Source organism: Streptacidiphilus rugosus AM-16 (assembly GCF_000744655.1).
Taxonomy (GTDB): Bacteria; Actinomycetota; Actinomycetes; order Streptomycetales; family Streptomycetaceae; genus Streptacidiphilus; species Streptacidiphilus rugosus.
The window spans coordinates 5,772,519-5,788,810 of the sequence record NZ_JQMJ01000004.1 but is presented as its reverse complement, the minus strand read 5'-3'; the positions used below and the strand labels follow the sequence as shown (position 1 = coordinate 5,788,810).

The window sequence follows — 16,292 nt, the reverse complement described above, 5'->3', positions numbered from 1 at the left end:
ACGGCACGTCAGTTGTGGGCGTGCAGCTCGGCGTTCAGGCCGCCCCAGGAACCGGAGCGGGCGATGACCTCGACCGCGCCGCTCTGCGAGTTGCGACGGAACAGCAGGTTCGACTGGCCGGACAGCTCGACCGCCTTGGCGATCTGGCCGTTGGGCGCGGTGACCCTGGTGCCCGCGGTGACGTAGAGACCGGCCTCGACCACGCAGTCGTCGCCCAGCGAGATGCCGATGCCCGCGTTCGCGCCGAGCAGGCAGCGCTGCCCCACCGAGACGACCTGCTTGCCGCCGCCGGACAGGGTGCCCATGATCGACGCGCCGCCGCCGATGTCGCTGTGGTCGCCCACGACGACGCCCGCCGAGATGCGGCCCTCGACCATCGAGGTGCCGAGCGTGCCGGCGTTGAAGTTGACGAAGCCCTCGTGCATCACCGTGGTGCCCTCGGCCAGGTGCGCGCCGAGGCGGACCCGGTCGGCGTGGGCGATCCGCACGCCGGTCGGCGCGACGTAGTCGGTCATGCGCGGGAACTTGTCGATCCCGTAGACGGCCAGCTGGCCGCCCTCGGCGCGGACGGCGAGCCGTGCGGCCTCGACCTGCCCGACCGGGGTGGGGCCGATGCTGGTCCAGGCGACGTTGGCGAGCAGGCCGAAGAGGCCGTCCAGGTTCTGGCCGTGCGGCTGGACCAGGCGGTGGCTGAGCAGGTGCAGCCGGAGGTAGGCGTCGTGCGCGTCGGCGGGCTTGTCGTCCAGCGAGCCGATGACCGTGCGGACCGCGATCACCTCGACGCCGCGTCGCGCGTCCACGCGCAGCGCGGCGGCCGCACCGGCGCCCAGCGCGGCCTCGGCCTCCTCGGCGCTCAGGCGGACGGTCCCGGACGGGCCGGACTCGTCCGATCCCGCCGCGACCAGCTGCGGGGCGGGGAACCAGGTGTCGAGGACGGTGCCGTCGGCGGCGACGGTGGCCAGACCGGTGGCGACGGCGCCGCCCTTGGGCGAGGTGGAGGTGGAAGTCTCAGTAGTCACGCCTGCACGCTAACCAATCGGGTGCGCGCATGCCGAACCGTCCCGCTGGACGGACGGGCGTGTCGGCTGACCGGATCGTTCCGGGTACAGACCCGAAGAGGCCTTCTGGATGACTGTTCGGGCAGGCCAGACTGGTGCACATGAATCGCGCACTGATTGTCATCGATGTCCAGGAGTCCTTCCGTGCTCGCGCCGAGGAGTGGGCCGAGGTGGACAACCCGAAGATCGCCGAACCGGTGAACCGCCTGGTCCGGCTGGCCCGCGCGCAGGGTGACACGGTCGTCTGGGTGCTGCACGCCGAGCCCGGCACGGACACCGTCTTCGATCCGGTGCTCGGCCACGTCCGGCTCATGGAGGAGCTGGACCAGCCGCTGCCCGGCGAGATCACGGTCCAGAAGACCTCGCACAACGCGTTCACCACCACCAACCTCCAGCAGCAGCTGACCGAGCGCGGCGTGACCGAGCTCGTGCTCTGCGGGATCAGGACCGAGCAGTGCGTGGAGACCACCACGCGCGTCGGCAGCGACCTCGGCTACCGCTGCACCTTCGTCACCGACGCCACCACCACCAACGCGATCGGGACGCTCAGCGCGGCAGCGATCATCGAGCGCACCGAGGCGGTGCTGCGGGACCGCTTCGCCGACATCGTGACGGTGGGCGAGCTCGAGGCCGTCGCCTCCGGTGATGCCGCTGCCGCCGCTGCGGAATGATGGCGGGGTGAGCAACCGCGTCGTCTTCCTGCTGGTGCCCGGGGTCCATCTGCTGGACCTGGCCGGGCCCGCGCAGGTCTTCGGCACGGCCGGGGACTTCGGGTTCCCCTACCGGCTCGACTACGTGGCCGAGCGGGAGCTGGTGCCGAGCGCGCAGGGGCTCCCGCTGCAGGCCGGTACCGACTGGCCGGTGCTGGACCGCGACGACCTGCTGGTCGTGCCCGGCTGGCGGGTGCCGGGGGAGGGCGCCGCGGACTGCTTCCCGCTCCCGCTCGGCCCCGGCCCCCTGGAGGCGCTGCGCGCCCACCACGAGGCGGGCGGCACCGTCGCGAGCATCTGCGCGGGTGCGGAGGCGCTGGGTGCGGCCGGCCTGCTCGACGGCCGGCGCTGCACCACGCACCACGACATCCAGGACGAGCTGGCGCGCCGTCACCCGCGCGCCCAGGTGGTGCGGGACGTCCTCTACACGACCGACGACCGGGTGGTCACCTCGGCCGGCATCGCCTCGGGGATCGACCTGGCGCTGCACCTGGTCGCCGGGCGGCACGGGCCCGCCGTCGCCGCGCAGATCGCCCGCGACATGGTCGTCTACGCCCGCCGTAACGGTCACGAGCCGCAGGCCAGCGCGATGCTGCGGCACCGCGCCCACCTCGACGACGGGGTGCACCGGGTCCAGGACCTGATCGACGCGCGCTTCGCCGAGCCGCTGCCGCTGGCGCTGCTCGCCGGAGCGGCCCGGGTCAGCGAACGAACCCTTACCCGACTCTTCACCCGGGCGACCGGCGGCCTCACGCCGCTGCGCTACCAGCAGACGCTGCGGGTCGAAAGGGCGGAGCACCTGATCAGCCATGGTGCGACCGTGGAGGCGGCGGCCCGCGAGGTCGGCTTCGACGACGCCAGGATGCTGCGCCGACTGCGGTCCCGGAGCGCCGAGGCCGACTCCTGAGGCGAGGCCGGGCACAGAATCTCCTCCCAGCGAACGCTCAGCGAGCACACAGTTTTGTCGTGCTCCTTACCGTTTTCCCGCTTGTGACACCCCTGGCCGTGGTGTGTGATGTGGACTCGTCAGAACACTCCAGTCCCCACCAGGAGGCACCAGGATGTTCCGGATCCGACGCGGCACCACCGCGTTCCTGGCCGCGGCGAGCGGCATCGCCTTAGCCACCCTGCTCGGCTCGGCCGCACCCGGCAGCGCTGCCCCGCGCACCCCCTCGCCGTCGGTGCAGAGCCAGTCCGTCCACGCCCCGTCCGCCCACACCCAGTGGGTGCGCAGCCACGGCCACACCTACCGGGTCGAGACCCACGGCCGCCACGGCGTGATCCCGATGCGCGGCGCCCACGGCGCCGCGCACCCACACGCCGACGCGGCCGACGCGTCCGGCGGTCTGCTGTACAACGGCGGGCCCGTCCAGCACCAGGTGAGCGTCTACCTGGTGTTCTGGGGCAGTCAGTGGGACAGCGACGGCAACGGCGTCCAGCAGTACGAGACCGACCTCTTCAACGGCCTCGGCACCTCGCAGGACAACTGGTCCACCGTCACCTCCCAGTACACCGACAACAGCGGCCAGGGCCCGAGCTTCGGCGGCTCGGTGCTGGGCGGCACCTGGGTGGACGACGGCAGCGCCGCTCCCGGCTCGGCCGCGCAGGCGGACATCGCCGCCGAGGCCGACGCCGGGGCCGCGCACTTCGGGGTCTCCGGACCCGACGTGCAGATCGTCGTGCTGAGCCCGAGCGGCACCTCGCCCGACGGCTTCCCCAACAGCGGCTTCTGCGCCTGGCACGACTACAACGGCAACGTCTCCTACACCAACATGCCCTACGTCCTGGACGCCGGCTCCGGCTGCGGGGCCAACTCGGTGCAGGGCCAGCTCGACGGGTTCAGCATCGTCGGCGGGCACGAGTACGCCGAGTCGCTGACCGACCCGCAGCCCTCCAGCGGGTGGGTCGACGCCAACGGCGAGGAGGACGGCGACCTCTGCGCCTGGCAGAACCTCGGCACGGTCAGCCTGCCGAGCGGCACCTTCGCGATGCAGCCCACCTGGAGCAACGCCGCAGGCGGCTGCGCGATGTCGGGCTGACTCACCGGCTCCGCGTGGCGTGTGGCGCGTCACGCGGGATGAGGGAGCGGGGGAGCCGTGAGGTTCCCCCGCTCCCGTGCACGCGGTTCAGGACAGCAGGCGCTGTTCCTTCGCCACGGCCACGGCCCCGGCGCGGGTGTCGACGCCGAGCTTGGCGTAGATCCGGCCCAGATGGGTCTTCACCGTCGCCTCGCTGATGAACAGCGCACGGGCGATGTCGCGGTTCCCGAGGCCCTCGGAGAGCCGGCCCAGGATCTCGCGCTCGCGGTCGGTGAGGGTGGGCCCGGGCGCGCGCATCCGGGCCATCACGCGGGAGGCGACCGGCGGGGAGAGCGTGGTGCGGCCCTGCGCCGCCGCGCGGATCGCGCCGAACAGCTCCTCGGGGCGCTCGGCCTTCAGCAGGTAGCCGGTGGCCCCGGCCTCGACGGCCCGGGTGATGTCGGCGTCGGTGTCGTACGTGGTCAGCACCAGGACGTGCGGCTTCGGCCCGGCGGCGACCAGTCGCCTGGTCGCCTCGACGCCGTCCATCCCCTCGCCGAGCTGAAGGTCCATCAGCACGACGTCCGGGCGGAGTCTGGCGCTCAGGGCCACCGCCTCCTCGCCGCTCCCGGCCTCCCCGACGACCTCGATGTCGGGTTCGCTGCCCAGCAGCGCGAGCAGGCCCGCGCGGACCATGGCGTGGTCGTCGCAGAGCAGCACGCGCACTCGCGCACCGCCCCCGGTCGGTGAGGGGGACGGGGACGACATCAGGGCGTCTCCAGGGGGATCGTGACGGACAGGACGGTGCCCTCGCCGGGTGCGGACTCGATGGTGAGCGCGCCGCCGAACCGGCGGACCCTGGCCCGGATCGCGGGCAGCCCGTGGCCGCGCCCGGCTCCGCCCTCCCGCTCGTCGGCGGGGACGAAACCGTGCCCGTCGTCGACGATGTCGAGCACCACCTGGTCGCCCAGGTAGGAGACGGTCATGGTGGCGTTGCGCGCGCCCGAGTGCTCGCGCACGTTGGCGAGGGCGCCCTGGGCGATCCGCAGCAGCGCGGACTGCACCCCGTCGGGCAGCGGCGCCGGCGGGCCGTCGACATGACACCGGACCGCGACGCCCGACTCGGCGCTTTCCCTGGCGGCCAGCGTGTGCAGGGCCCGGTCGAGGCCGCCGCCGTCGGCGAGGTCGGCGGGGGCGAGGTCGTGGACGAAGCGGCGCGCCTCGGCGAGGTTGCGTTCGACGATCGCCCCCGCCGCCCTGACGTGTCCGCGGGCGGTGGGCTGGTCCGCGTCCCAGGTGCGCTCGGCGGCCTGGAGCAGCATGCGCTGGCTGGACAGCCCCTGGGCCAGCGTGTCGTGGATCTCCATGGCCAGCCGCTGCCGCTCCGCGAGCGTGCCCTCGCGGCGTTCGGTGGCCGCCAGCTCGCGCCGGGTCCGCACCAGATCGTCGATCAGCTGCCGCTGGCGGGTCGCCTGGCGCTGCATCGACAGGAAGACCGCCGTGGCGATCGCCGCCACGGCGGGCGGCGCGAGCACCAGGCTCGGGTCGAAGCCGTTCGCCAGACGCAGCTGTGCGATCACCACGAGCACGGTGAGCACCGCCACCAGGGCCGCCGCCGCGCGGGCGGGCAGGGTGCGCAGGCCGGTGTAGATCAGCGGGACCGCGCACCAGGCGAAGCTGGGGGCGAGCAGCACCAGGGTCACCCAGACGGCGACGACCGCGCCCAGCCACGGCAGCCTGCGGGCGGTGGGCCGCAGCGTCGGCAGCAGGTGGAGAACGCCCAGCAGGACGGTGAGCGCGATGATCCACGGCGTCCGGGAGTCGCCGGGGTGCCGGATCAGGAAGCGCGCCAGCGAGGCGCCGAGCAGCAGGAAGAAGGCGACGTGCGCCACCAGCGACACCCGGCGGGCGTCGGCGTCCTCCTGGCTCTCCTGCCGCACCCGCACCTCCTCCTCAGTGGGCCGCCGACCTGCTCCGACAGGCCCATCGTCACCCGGTGGGCCGGGCTCCGCATCAGCCGATCGGCTGACCCCCGCGTCCTCCGTCCGGTCACGCCGGACGAGCCGCTGCGCCGACCGTCGGGCCCCCGGGCCGGACGGAGGATCGAATCAGCGAAGGGAACACCCGGAACACCCCCCGATCCAAGGAGCAGAAGCCATGAAGAAGCTGAACACGATCTCGCTGCGGGCCCGCGTCCTCACCGGGGCGCTCGGCGTGGCCGCGGTCAGCGTGGCCTCGCTCGGCGCGATGGCGACCAGCGCCGACGCCGCGTCCGCCGGGCCGGCCCCGAAGGAGCTGCGGCAGACCACCCACCTCACCGTCGCCGCCGCGACGAAGGCCGCCCAGGCCGCGCTCGACGCCGCGACCAAGGACGGCCAGCGGGTGTCCGTGGCGGTCGTGGACCGTGACGGCAACACCCTGGTCACCCTGCGCGGCGACGGCGCGGGCCCGCAGTCCTACGACTCGGCTGCGGAGAAGGCCTACACGGCGGTCTCCTGGAACGCCCCCACCTCCGAGCTGGCCAAGCGACTTGCCCAGGCCCCGAACCTGAAGGACATTCCCGGCACGCTCTTCCTCGCCGGCGGCGCCCCGGTCGACGCCCAGGGCGCGCCGATCGCCGCGGTCGGCGTGGCCGGCGCCCCCAGCGGCGACCAGGACGAGCGCTACGCCCAGGCGGGCGTCACGGCCCTGGGCCGCTGACCCGCGGCCGCACAGCCTGGCCACCGACCCGGCTCCCCGCAGGGGTCAGCGCTTGCGGGCCAGGCCGGCCCAGTAGTACGCGGCCTCCGGGTCGGCCGGGGCGGGGCCGTCGGGGCGCCAGGCCATGACGGGGACGATGCCCGGCTGGACGGGTTCCCAGTCGCCGAAGAAGCGGGCGACCTCGTCCCTGGGGCGGGGGGCCAGGGTGATCCGGCCCTCGCCCTCGGCGGAGACCACCGCGCCGACGGACTCCGGGTCGAAGTCCGCGGTGACGTGGGTCAGCGCGAGGCAGCTGCCCGAGGGGAGCGCCTCCAGCAGGGTGGCCACCTTGTCCCACGGGTCGTCCGCGTCGGCGACCAGCATCAGCACGCCGACCAGGATCAGCCCGACCGGCTCGCGCAGGTCGAGGGTCTCGCGCAGCGAGCGGTGGCGCAGGATCGCCCGGGGGTCGCGCAGGTCGGCCTGGAGGAAGGCCGTGCGGCCCGTCGGCGTGCCGGACATCAGCGCGCGGGCGTGGGCCAGCACGATCGGGTCGTTGTCGACGTAGACGACCCGTGCGCTGGGGTCCGCCTGCTGGGCCACCTCGTGGGTGTTGTTCTCGGTCGGTATGCCGGTGCCGATGTCCAGGAACTGACGGATGCCCTGCAGATGCACCATGTGCCGGACGGCGCGGCCGAGGAAGCGCCGGTTCTCCCTCGCCATCGCCCGGATCGTCGGGATGACCCGCTCGACGGCGTCGCCCAGCTCCCGGTCCGGGGCGAAGTTCGTCCGGCCGCCCAGCCAGTAGTCGTACATGCGGGCCGAGTGGGCCACGCTGGTGTCGATCGCCGGCGGCTCCCGGCCCATGTCCTGGTTCATCCAGCCCGATCCGCCACTCGACGCGCGTGCCTCAGGAAGTACGGTCAGCACACCCTGCCACGTGCGTCTTCCACCGACAACTACCCGCGGACCGGATGTTGTTGCGCCCTCTGGCGAACGCTCCGGGTGCGACCGGTACGCTGGCGCGTCTGTGTCGTCACGGGGGAAGGAAGCGGAGATGGCCACGGTCACTCCGGCATCGGGCTCGTCCGCGCCGTCGTCCGGGGGCCCCGGCGCCGCGGTCGACGCCTGGGGTCCGTTGCTCGTCGAGATCGGCAGAAGCGGGCGGCGGCTGCGCCGCGACGAGGTCGAGTCGCTGCGCCACCACGGCGCACTGGCCGCCGCCGAGGGACGCGGGCTCGCCGAGCTGATCGACGAGCGGCTCGCGGTGAGCGGCCGCGTCTGGGCCGGGGAGCCCGTCGGCGACGCGTCGATGACGGCGCTGCGCGCGGCCGTCGCCGCGCTGGCCGCCGGCTACGGGCGCGCCTACCGGGAGCTGCTGCAGCAGGAGGAGGCCGAGCGCCGCGAGTTCGTCGCCGACCTGCTCAGCAGCCGCAGCGATCTCGGGCGGCTGGCCGAGCACGCGGAACGCTTCGGCCTCAACCTGGCCTGCTCCCATGTGGTGGCGGTCGCCGAAGGGGACGGCTACAGCCTGGAGGACCCGCTGGTGCGCGGCGTGGAGCGGCAACTGCTCGGCCGCTTCGGCGAGCAGGAGCTGCTGCTCGCGGTGAAGCACGGCCGCCTGGTCTGCATCGTGCCCGGCGGCCCCGGCGAGACCGCTGCGGTGCGGGCCTTCGCCGAGCTGACGGAGGGACGGCGGGTCGCGATCGGCCGTCCGCACAGCGGGCCCGGCGGGGTGGTGCGCTCCTACGAGGAGGCGCGCGGCGCCCTGGAGCAGGCCGAGCGGCTGGCCCTGCCGGGACAGCTGCTGCGTGCGGCCGACCTGCTGGTGCTGCCCGTGCTGCTGCGCGACAGGGACGCCCTGGTCGAGCTGGTGCGGGGCGTGCTCGGCCCGCTGCGGGAGACCCGCGGCGGGCCGCAGCCGCTGCTGGAGACCCTGGCCGCCTACGCCGAGTCGCGTTACGTCACCGCGGAGGCGGCCAGGCGGCTCGGCCTCAGCGTCCGGGCGCTCTCCTACCGGGTGGCCAGGATCGTCCGGCTCACCGGCCTCGACCCGGACGACTCGCTGCAGCGCTACACCCTGGAGACGGCCGTCTTCGGCGCCAGGCTGTTGGGGTGGCCCGACGAGCTGCCCGAGGGGACGTAGCCCGCGCAGAGCGCCCGCCAGCGGGCGGTCTGCTCCCCGGTGGCCCGGCCGCGGAGCAGGGCCAGCTTGAGCAGGTTGGCCTCGGCGGAGCTGCCGAGCGCCTGCGCCTCGGCCAGGTAGTGCTCGTCCAGCAGCGCCTCGATCTCCTCGTCGCTCTGCACCGGATCCACCCTGGCGGCGAGTTGGGCCATGGTCCGGTAGGACCCCTGGAGCAGGAACGGCGGTTCCAGCCGGTCGGCGCTCTGTTGCGCGGCCGAGGCGATGTAGGCGCGGTTGACCGCCAGCACCGTGTGCTGGATCCGGCGCAGCCGGGCCAGGGTGGCCAGCACCCGGTCGAGGTCGTGGACGGGACGGGTCAGCTGGTCGGCCCGGGCGGCCGGATCGCCGTCGGCCAGCGCGATCAGCAGGCGCAGCTCGGCCGGGTCGCCGCCCGCCAGCGGGGCCAGGACCGGGTTGGCGGCCAGCGCGTTCTCCAGGAAGGAGCTCGCGAACAGCTCCTGGTGCCCGCTCAGAACCTCGCCCAGGTTCCACAGGTCGGCTCGGTTGGCGAGCATGTCGGGCACCTGGAAGCGGTGCCCGTTCCCCGCGTAGGGGTTCCCTGAGAGGCAGACCGCGAAGCGGCGGCCGCGCAGGTCGAAGCTGCGGGCCCGGCCGTCGCTGACCGCCTCGATCCGGCGCTGCGCGTCGCAGAGCGGGATGAACTTCTCCAGCAGCTCCGTGGAGACGTGCTGGATGTCGTCCAGGTGCAGCAGCACGTTGCTGCCCGCCTCCAGGGCGAAGACCATCTTCTCGACCTCGCGGCGGGCCGCGGCGTCCGGAGCGAGGGACGGGTCGAGCGAGGTGGTTCCGTGGCCCAGCGCGGGCCCGTCGACATGGACCATCAGGAGGCCGAGCCGCTCGGCGACGTACTCCAGCAGCGTGGTCTTGCCGTACCCGGGCGGGGAGAGCAGGAGCAGCAGTCCGCTGCGGTCCGGGGTGCCGCCGAGCGAGCCCAGCTGCTTGGCCAGGTTGTCGCCGACCAGCGGCAGGTAGACCTCGTCGATCAGCCGGTTCCTGACGAAGCCGGCCAACGGGCGGGGGCGGTAGTCGTCCAGCCGCAGCCGGACGCGTTCGGCGGCCAGGGCGTCCGCGCGCTGTCGCTGGAAGGCGCGGAACGCGGGGGCGCGCTCCTCCCTGAAGGCCCGTGCGTCGAAGGGCAGCCGGTCGAGGCGGACGGTCAGCCTGCCGTCCTTGACCCGGGGGTGGGTGCCGAGCAGTCCCTCGACGGTCGCGCCGAGCGGGGCGGCGACGTCGTAGCGGGGCAGTTCGGGGGCGCAGAGCTGGGCCACCGCCTCGGGGAGGCCGTCGGCGTCCGTGCCGGTGGCGGCGGTGAAGGACTCCAGCCAGGCGGCGGCGAGCTGGTGTCCCGCGTGCAGGTCGTCGCCGAGCGCGGCGAGGTCGTCGACGAGCCGCGGTGCGATGTCGGTGCGTCGGAAGGCCTCCAGGAGCTCGCGGGCGGTGGCGCTGGTCGCGAAGCCCTCGTGCGGGCCTGCCAGCTCCTCGAACAGGTAGTCGCCCACCGGGGCGGTCTCCGGCAGGCCGTGGGCCGCGGCGAACTCGGCCGCACCGGCGGACAGTTCGGCGCAGAGCAGGCCGACGGCCGCCGGCGTCGCGGCCGGGCCGAAGGCCCCCCTGGCCAGTGCGAGCGAGCGGGCCCTGCGCCGCCAGGCCGCACGGCGCGGCTCGGCCGCGCCGAAGGCCCAGAACAGCTGCGCGGTGACCCTGACCTCGGCCGGGTGCGCCAACAGGCCCGCGTTCGCCCGCAGCCGCAGCAGCGCCTCCAGGATCAGGGCCGCGTCCTCGTCGTGGACGCCGCGCTCGTAGCCCTCGTCGTACGCGCGCTCCGCGGCCCGGCGTACCTGCGGCAGCGCGGGCTCGTCGGTGGCCGCGTCCAGCAGACCGGCGGCCAGGTACTCGGCGCGGTAGAGCGCGGGCGACTCGCTCACCAGCGGCTGGGTCCAGAACTCGCGTCCCGCCAGCAGTTCGGGGAGCCGGGCCGCGCGGCGGTAGGAGGTGCCGGTGACCGCGAAGACCAGCTCCTCACCCTCCGGCAACAGGGTCAGCTCGACCGGCTCGCGGCGGACCGCGAAGCGGTGGCGTCCCAGGCGGACGCTCGCGCCGCCGTCGGCGGACAGGTCGGCCCGGTCGCGCAGCGCCCGCACCGCCGTCTGGCCCGCGCCGAGCAGCGCGTCCTCCAGCTCCTGCGCCCGGACCCGCTGGTCCAGGGCGCGCAGCTCCTCGGCGGCGGAGCGGACGCGCAGCGCCATCGGATCGGAGGCCAGCGCGGCCTGGACGTCCTCGGGCGAGGCCAGGCCGTCCAGCCTGCGCCGCAGCGCGTCCAGGGCGCGGGTCGCGGAGGCCGCGGCCCGGTCCGCGCGGGCGGCGGACTCGTCCAGCAGGGTCTGCCGCCGTGCGGCGAAGGCCTGCTGGATCTCGACGCGGCGGTCGGCCAGCTCCGCGGCGAGGTCCTCGGCCTCGGCGAAGCGGGCCTCCAGGCCGTCCAGCCGCAGCAGCAGTCTGGCCAGCTGGTCGTCGCAGGAGGCGGGGGCGTCGGCGGCGGCGAGGGCCGCCGTGGTGGCCTGGGCCAGCAGCGCCGACTCGGCGGCGTGGGCGGCCCGGTGCTCGCTCTCCAGCAGCGTCCTGCGACGGGTCGCCAGCACGGCACGGGCCCGGTTGACGGCGGCCAGCACCTCGCCGATGGCCAGCAGCACGGCGGTGCCCGCGCCCGGCTCGGCGCTCACCGCGCCCGTCACCAGATCGGTGACCACGCCCAGCGACTCGGCCTGCTCGGTCAGGCTCTCGGCCAGCCGGGCGGCCTCGGCGGCGGTGGCGGTCTCCGCGGCGGTGGCGGCGGCCGCGCGGGCGGCGGCGAGCGGCTCGGCGAAGGCGTCGGGTCCGGCGAAGTAGGCGAAGGCGCGGTCGGTCGCGCCGGCGAGCTCGTCCGCGAGCCGGCTCTCCACGACGTCGAGCGCGGCGAGGTCGAGCTGGGGCAGCTCCCGCAGTGTGTGGGCGCGGCCCTGAGCGCGGCGCAGGTCGGCCAGCAGCGCGGTCCAGCCGTCGGCATCGGCCGGCGGCTCGCCGTGCGAGCGGCGGACCAGCGCGGCGGCCTCCTCGTCCGCCTGCTCCAGCGCCTCCGCGGCACGCGCCGCGAGCGCGTTGACCCGCTCCTGCTCGGCGGCCAACTGCTGGGCGGCGTCGCGCAGTTCGACCAGGGGTGCGAGCAGGCCGGTGTCGGCCAGCCAGTAGTGGCGATCGGCGGCCTTGGTGCAGCCGTCCAGGATCAGCGCGGGGGAGAAGACGGAGCCCGCCTCGGTGGCCGGGTCCACGCTCGCGTTGCGGACCACGTCGAGGCAGTCCGCGATGCCGCGCACCAGGTCGGCGTTGCCGATGCGTTCCAGCGGCCCGTCACCCACGGGCTGCGCGGCAGCGTGGTCGGCCGAGACGAACGGGGTGCGCCAGAGCTGGAGTTCGTGGGTGCGGACCGGCTCGCGGTCCGGCTTGAGCAGGACCAGGCTCCCGTCGGGCAGCAGTGCGAAGCCGGCTCCGTGCAGGGCGGCGGCGGCCTCCCGCCGGACGGTGTTCCACGGCAGCAGCAGCACCTGGGCACGCCCGGGGCGGCGCAGCACGTAGAGCAGGTCCTCGCCGTTGGGAGAGGCCAGGACGGCCTCGAAGCGCAGTTCGTCGGCGGGAGCGGTCGGCTCCGCGGGGGCCGCCGCGGTCGCGGCGGCCGTCTCGTCCAGACGGAAGGAGCGGTGGCTGCCGTCGGCCAGCTCGTACCCGCCGGGGAAGAGCAGGCCCTGCTCGGCCGGGAGCAGCCGCGCCCCGAGGCCGAGCGAGTCCTGGCGGCGGACCGTGCCGGTGCGGGTGTTGACGACCAGGTAGCGGTCGGCCCGCTCGTTGTAGGGGCGGACGCGGAGCAGCAGCAGCGGTCCGGTCACCGCGTAGGCCACGGCGGCGTCGGCCAGGCTCTGCAGCGGGTCGTCGACGGGCTCCTCGAAGAGCGGCCTGCCGCCGGGCACCGCCTGCACGGTGAGGCTGCCGCCGGTGGTGGCGACGCTGACCGCGCCGCCCGCGCCCTCGATCCTGATCCGGCCCCGGTCGTGGTGCTCGCGGCCGGTGGTGGTCCACGGCAGCTCGAAGGCCGGGGGCTGCGGCAGGTCCCGCTCGCCGTGGTTGTCCAGGTACTCCGCCCCGGACTCCGACAGCTGCCAGCGCAGCACCCTGAGGTCGCCCTCGTTCTCACCGGTGCGGAACACCGCCAGCAGCCGCCCGGGGGCGGTCCGCACCAGGTCGACCAGTCGCGAGTCGCGGAAGTAGCGCAGCAGTTCGGCCAGGTCGCGGTGGAAGCGCTCGTCGTCGAGCAGGCCGGGGACGGCGGCCGGCTCCAGCGCCGCGCCCTCCGGCGTGTGCAGCGAGAGCATCCCCTCGGCGAGGCCGGGCGCCGAGGTGCCCAGCAGCAGCACTCCGGGCCCGACCGGGACCAGGCCGCAGGCGACGGCCTCGCCGGCGGTGCGCGGCCTGGCCGCCCCGGTCAGCTCCAGCGGCCGGGAGCCGAAGACCTCCAGCCGGAGACCGTTCAGCTCCCCCGCCCGCCGCCCCAGCTCGGCCGCCCGATCCGCGAGCCGTGCCCGCAGGATCTGGTAGGTGCCGTCCTCGACGCCCATCTTCGTGGTGCCTCTCTCCTGCTGCTCTACTGCGTTGCCGTACTGCGCTGTTCGACTGGTGGTGCCGCCGCCGGGCGGGGCGGGACTACTTGCCCGTGCTGCCGTTCAGGAGCTGGGCGGGGTCGGCGGGCACCACCGCCGCCGTGGCGTCGGCGCCCTGGCTCGCCAGCAGCTTGGTCAGCATGGCGAGGTTCCACGGACCGCCGGCCGCGAGGGAGCCGAGCACCTCGGTCGCGTCCGCGCCGAAGCTCCGCTCGCCGTTCAGCCAGTCGGCGCCCAGCGTCCGCACGGTCTCCGAGTTCTGCACCGTCGCGTCGATCCCCTTGCCGAAGGAGACGGCGCTCACCAGCCGGTCCAGGAACATGCTGTCGCCGCCGACGATGTCGATGTCCGCGCTCTCCAGCCCGGCCGCCAGCACCGCCGCCTGCGCCTCGGCGACCTTGCGCTGCACATCCAGCGCCGCCAGGCGGATCTCCTTGTCCGCGGCCAGCCGGAGCCTGAACTCCTCGTGCGCCCGGGAGACCTCGTCCAGCGCGGCCATCGCCGCGGCCTTCTCCTTGAGGCCGGCGGCCTCGCCCAGCAGCCGCTCGCGGATGCCGACGGCCTCCGCCTGCGCCTTGCTCTCGGTCACCGCGGCCTCGGCCAGGCCGACCTTCTCGATCGCCGCGGCCTTCTGCTTGAGACCCTCGGCCTCGCCCTCCAGCCGCGCCCTGATGCCGGCCGCCTCGGCCAGCGCCTGACGCTCCGCGACCTCGGCCTGCGCCAGTCCGGTCGCGCCCGCCCTGGCCCGCTCGCCCTGGGCGGCGAGTGCCGCCGCCGCGGCGTCGAGCTCGGCGCTCTTCTGGCCCGCCTCGGCCAGCACCAGCTGCTCCTTGGCCCGGAAGTGCGCAGCCTGCTCGGCGGCCTCCGCCGCCTTGATGTCCTTGACCAGCTGCTCCTGCGCCTCGGCCTCGGCCGCGATGATCACGGACTGGCGGGTGCGCTCGGCCTCCTGGACCACCCGGACGCGCTTGATCTCCTCCTCCTGCTCGGCGACCGTGCGGTCCACGGCCACCCGCTCGCGCAGCACCTCGGCGACGCCGCGGCGCTCCACCTCGACCTGACGCTCCTTCTCCGCGCGGGAGAGCTCCACCTCGCGCTCGCGGTTGACCACCTCGAGCAGCCGGTCCTTCTCGATCCGCTCGTTCTCGACGGCGATGACCCGCTCGCGGTTCTTCTCGGCCACGGCGATCTCGCGCTGCTGGTTCTCGCGCTGGACGCCCAGCAGTTCCTCGGTGCGCAGCAGCGCGCTGTGCGCCTTGAGCCGCTCCTCCTCCTGCACCTGGGCGGTGGCGGCCTCCTCCTGGGCCTTCAGCGTCTCGATGCCCTTGCGCTGCCGGATCTCCGCCTCGGCGCGGCGGCGTTCGAGCTCCAGGACGGCCTCGCGGGCGTCCACGTCCTGGCGGGTGATCTCCATCTGCTCGTTGCGCTGGAAGTCGTTGGTGCGGATGTGCTCCAGCGCGGTGAGCTCAGTGATCTTGCGGATGCCCTGGGCGTCGAGGACGTTGGCCGGGTCCAGCTGCGACATCGGCGTCTGCTCGAGGTGGTCGATCGCCGCGTCCTCGAGGTGGTAACCGTTCAGGTCGGTCCCGATGGCGGCGATGATGCGGTCCCTGAACTCCTCGCGCTTGGTGTAGAGGTCGACGAAGTCGAGCTGCTTGCCGACGGTGCGCAGCGCCTCGGCGAACTTGGCGCTGAAGAGGTTCTGCAGCGTCTCCTGGTGGCTGGCCCGGTCGGTGCCGATGGCCTGGGCGACCTTGATGACGTCCTCTTTGGTCTTGTTGACCCGGACGAAGAAGGTGATCTGGATGTCGGCGCGGATGTTGTCCTGGCAGATCATGCCCTCACGGCCGGTGCGGGAGATCTCGATCGTCTTCACCGAGATGTCCATCACCTCGGCGCGGTGCAGCATCGGCACGACCAAGGCGCCGGTGAAGGTGACGTCGACGCTCTTGGGCCTGGAGATGATCAGGGCCTCACCCTGGATCACCTTGCGGAACAGCCGGCCGAAGAGCAGCAGCGTGCCCAGACCGATGAGCAGCAGGACGGCGAGCAGGACGCCGATACCGATGGTGACGACAGACATGGCTGTTCCCTTGGAGAACCTTGCGGTGGATGAAGCGAAGAGAAGAAGACGGTGGCGACGAAGCGGCTCAGCCCATGGCCGGCAGGTCGGGCATGACCCGGAAGAACTCGCCCTCTGCGTCGTAGTCGTAGATCAGCGCGGCGGCGCCGGAGGTCAACGCACTGCCCTGGCCGGCGGCCTCGACGAGGCTCTGGCGGACCTGGACCAGCGCGGCGGAGCCGTCGGCGGCGCGGACCTCCGCCTGGCCGAAGTCCGGGCCGACCCGCCCGGTGCGGATGACGCAGGTGCGGCCGACGAAGTCCCTGCGGCTGGGTGGCGGGGCCGGGGTCGGCATGAACCGCCGCAGCGGCCAGGCCAGCACCCGGGCCCCGACCCACCCCCCGACCAGGGCCGCCGCCAGCAGGATGCCCCCGTCCCCGCCCCCCAGCAGCGCCCGCCCCGCGAGCGCGGTGAACCAGGCGAAGGCGACCAGCAGCGACACCGCCACCGTGATCGGCACCCCACCCAGCCCCAGCGTTTTCTGCAGCCCCCCACGCACACCACGCCCCCCGTGCCCGGCCCGCCCCCGGCGGCCCGTCCCCCGTGTCCCCCGTGACCACCATGACCGGCGTGGCCCGCGTGCCCGTGGCCTCCGTGGAGGTGCACGCCCCCGACGAGCACCACCACCCAGTACGCCACGACGACGACCAGCGCGAAGGTGAAGAGCACGGTGGGAAATCCCGTCGCCGCCCTCAGAAAGCCGCCCACTGCTGTCGCCTGCCTCTGCAGAATCCGCGGCAGTCGCGCCTGGTGCGCGCTGCCGAGGGTCAGCGTGGCAGCGGGGGGAGCCTTCGCGCACTGCATGATCCCGGCA

At 74.3% G+C, this 16,292-nt stretch carries 12 protein-coding genes; 5 read left to right on the top strand and 7 right to left on the bottom strand.

The annotated features are described in order from the left end of the window. Positions 1 to 8: 8 nt before the first annotated feature. On the bottom strand, positions 9 to 1,019 hold the full coding sequence (gene dapD / locus BS83_RS35360) for a 2,3,4,5-tetrahydropyridine-2,6-dicarboxylate N-succinyltransferase (protein WP_037607418.1): 1,011 nt from the start codon (positions 1,017 to 1,019) through the stop codon (positions 9 to 11). Between the two features lie 140 nt (positions 1,020 to 1,159). On the opposite strand from dapD, the gene BS83_RS35355 reads away from it, so the two are divergent. From BS83_RS35355 to BS83_RS35345, 3 genes are all read left to right on the top strand, one after another. Beyond that, a complete protein-coding gene (locus BS83_RS35355) occupies positions 1,160 to 1,729 on the top strand; it encodes a cysteine hydrolase family protein (RefSeq protein ID WP_037607417.1) in 570 nt (189 codons plus the stop codon). Positions 1,730 to 1,736: 7 nt separating this feature from the next. Next, entirely contained in the window at positions 1,737 to 2,675 is a 939-nt protein-coding gene (locus BS83_RS35350) for a GlxA family transcriptional regulator (protein WP_037607416.1), read from the top strand. Positions 2,676 to 2,829: 154 nt separating this feature from the next. After that, positions 2,830 to 3,807 carry a hypothetical protein gene (locus BS83_RS35345; RefSeq protein ID WP_051944597.1) on the top strand — a complete coding sequence of 326 codons (978 nt, stop codon included), beginning with the start codon at positions 2,830 to 2,832 and terminating at the stop codon, positions 3,805 to 3,807. 87 nt (positions 3,808 to 3,894) lie between these two features. Here the strand turns inward: BS83_RS35345 and BS83_RS35340 are convergent, their stop codons facing one another. Both BS83_RS35340 and BS83_RS35335 read right to left on the bottom strand, forming a co-directional pair. After that, positions 3,895 to 4,554 carry a response regulator gene (locus BS83_RS35340; protein WP_037607415.1) on the bottom strand — a complete coding sequence of 220 codons (660 nt, stop codon included), beginning with the start codon at positions 4,552 to 4,554 and terminating at the stop codon, positions 3,895 to 3,897. Then, positions 4,554 to 5,726: a sensor histidine kinase gene (locus tag BS83_RS35335; RefSeq protein WP_232248600.1), complete on the bottom strand. Its 1,173-nt coding sequence runs from the start codon at positions 5,724 to 5,726 to the stop codon at positions 4,554 to 4,556. The genes BS83_RS35340 and BS83_RS35335 overlap by 1 nt, the downstream gene beginning before the upstream one ends. A 217-nt stretch (positions 5,727 to 5,943) precedes the next feature. Between BS83_RS35335 and BS83_RS35330 the strand changes: the two genes are divergently transcribed. Then, entirely contained in the window at positions 5,944 to 6,486 is a 543-nt protein-coding gene (locus BS83_RS35330) for a GlcG/HbpS family heme-binding protein (protein ID WP_037607413.1), read from the top strand. Positions 6,487 to 6,531: 45 nt separating this feature from the next. Here the strand turns inward: BS83_RS35330 and BS83_RS35325 are convergent, their stop codons facing one another. Next, the gene (locus BS83_RS35325; RefSeq protein WP_037607412.1) at positions 6,532 to 7,344 is read right to left on the bottom strand and encodes an SAM-dependent methyltransferase; all 813 of its coding nucleotides are present in this window, start codon (positions 7,342 to 7,344) and stop codon (positions 6,532 to 6,534) included. 178 nt (positions 7,345 to 7,522) lie between these two features. Between BS83_RS35325 and BS83_RS35320 the strand changes: the two genes are divergently transcribed. Next, entirely contained in the window at positions 7,523 to 8,611 is a 1,089-nt protein-coding gene (locus BS83_RS35320; RefSeq protein WP_051944595.1) for a PucR family transcriptional regulator, read from the top strand. On the opposite strand, the gene BS83_RS35315 is transcribed toward BS83_RS35320, so the two are convergent. From BS83_RS35315 to BS83_RS48050, 3 genes are all read right to left on the bottom strand, one after another. After that, on the bottom strand, positions 8,539 to 13,314 hold the full coding sequence (locus BS83_RS35315) for a DNA repair ATPase (protein ID WP_051944593.1): 4,776 nt from the start codon (positions 13,312 to 13,314) through the stop codon (positions 8,539 to 8,541). The genes BS83_RS35320 and BS83_RS35315 overlap by 73 nt on opposite strands. Positions 13,315 to 13,399: 85 nt before the next feature. Next, positions 13,400 to 15,439: an SPFH domain-containing protein gene (locus BS83_RS35310; RefSeq protein WP_051944591.1), complete on the bottom strand. Its 2,040-nt coding sequence runs from the start codon at positions 15,437 to 15,439 to the stop codon at positions 13,400 to 13,402. A gap of 67 nt (positions 15,440 to 15,506) precedes the next feature. Then, positions 15,507 to 15,938, bottom strand: a complete 432-nt coding sequence (locus BS83_RS48050) for a hypothetical protein (RefSeq protein ID WP_051944589.1) — start codon at positions 15,936 to 15,938, stop codon at positions 15,507 to 15,509. Positions 15,939 to 16,292 lie beyond the last annotated feature (354 nt).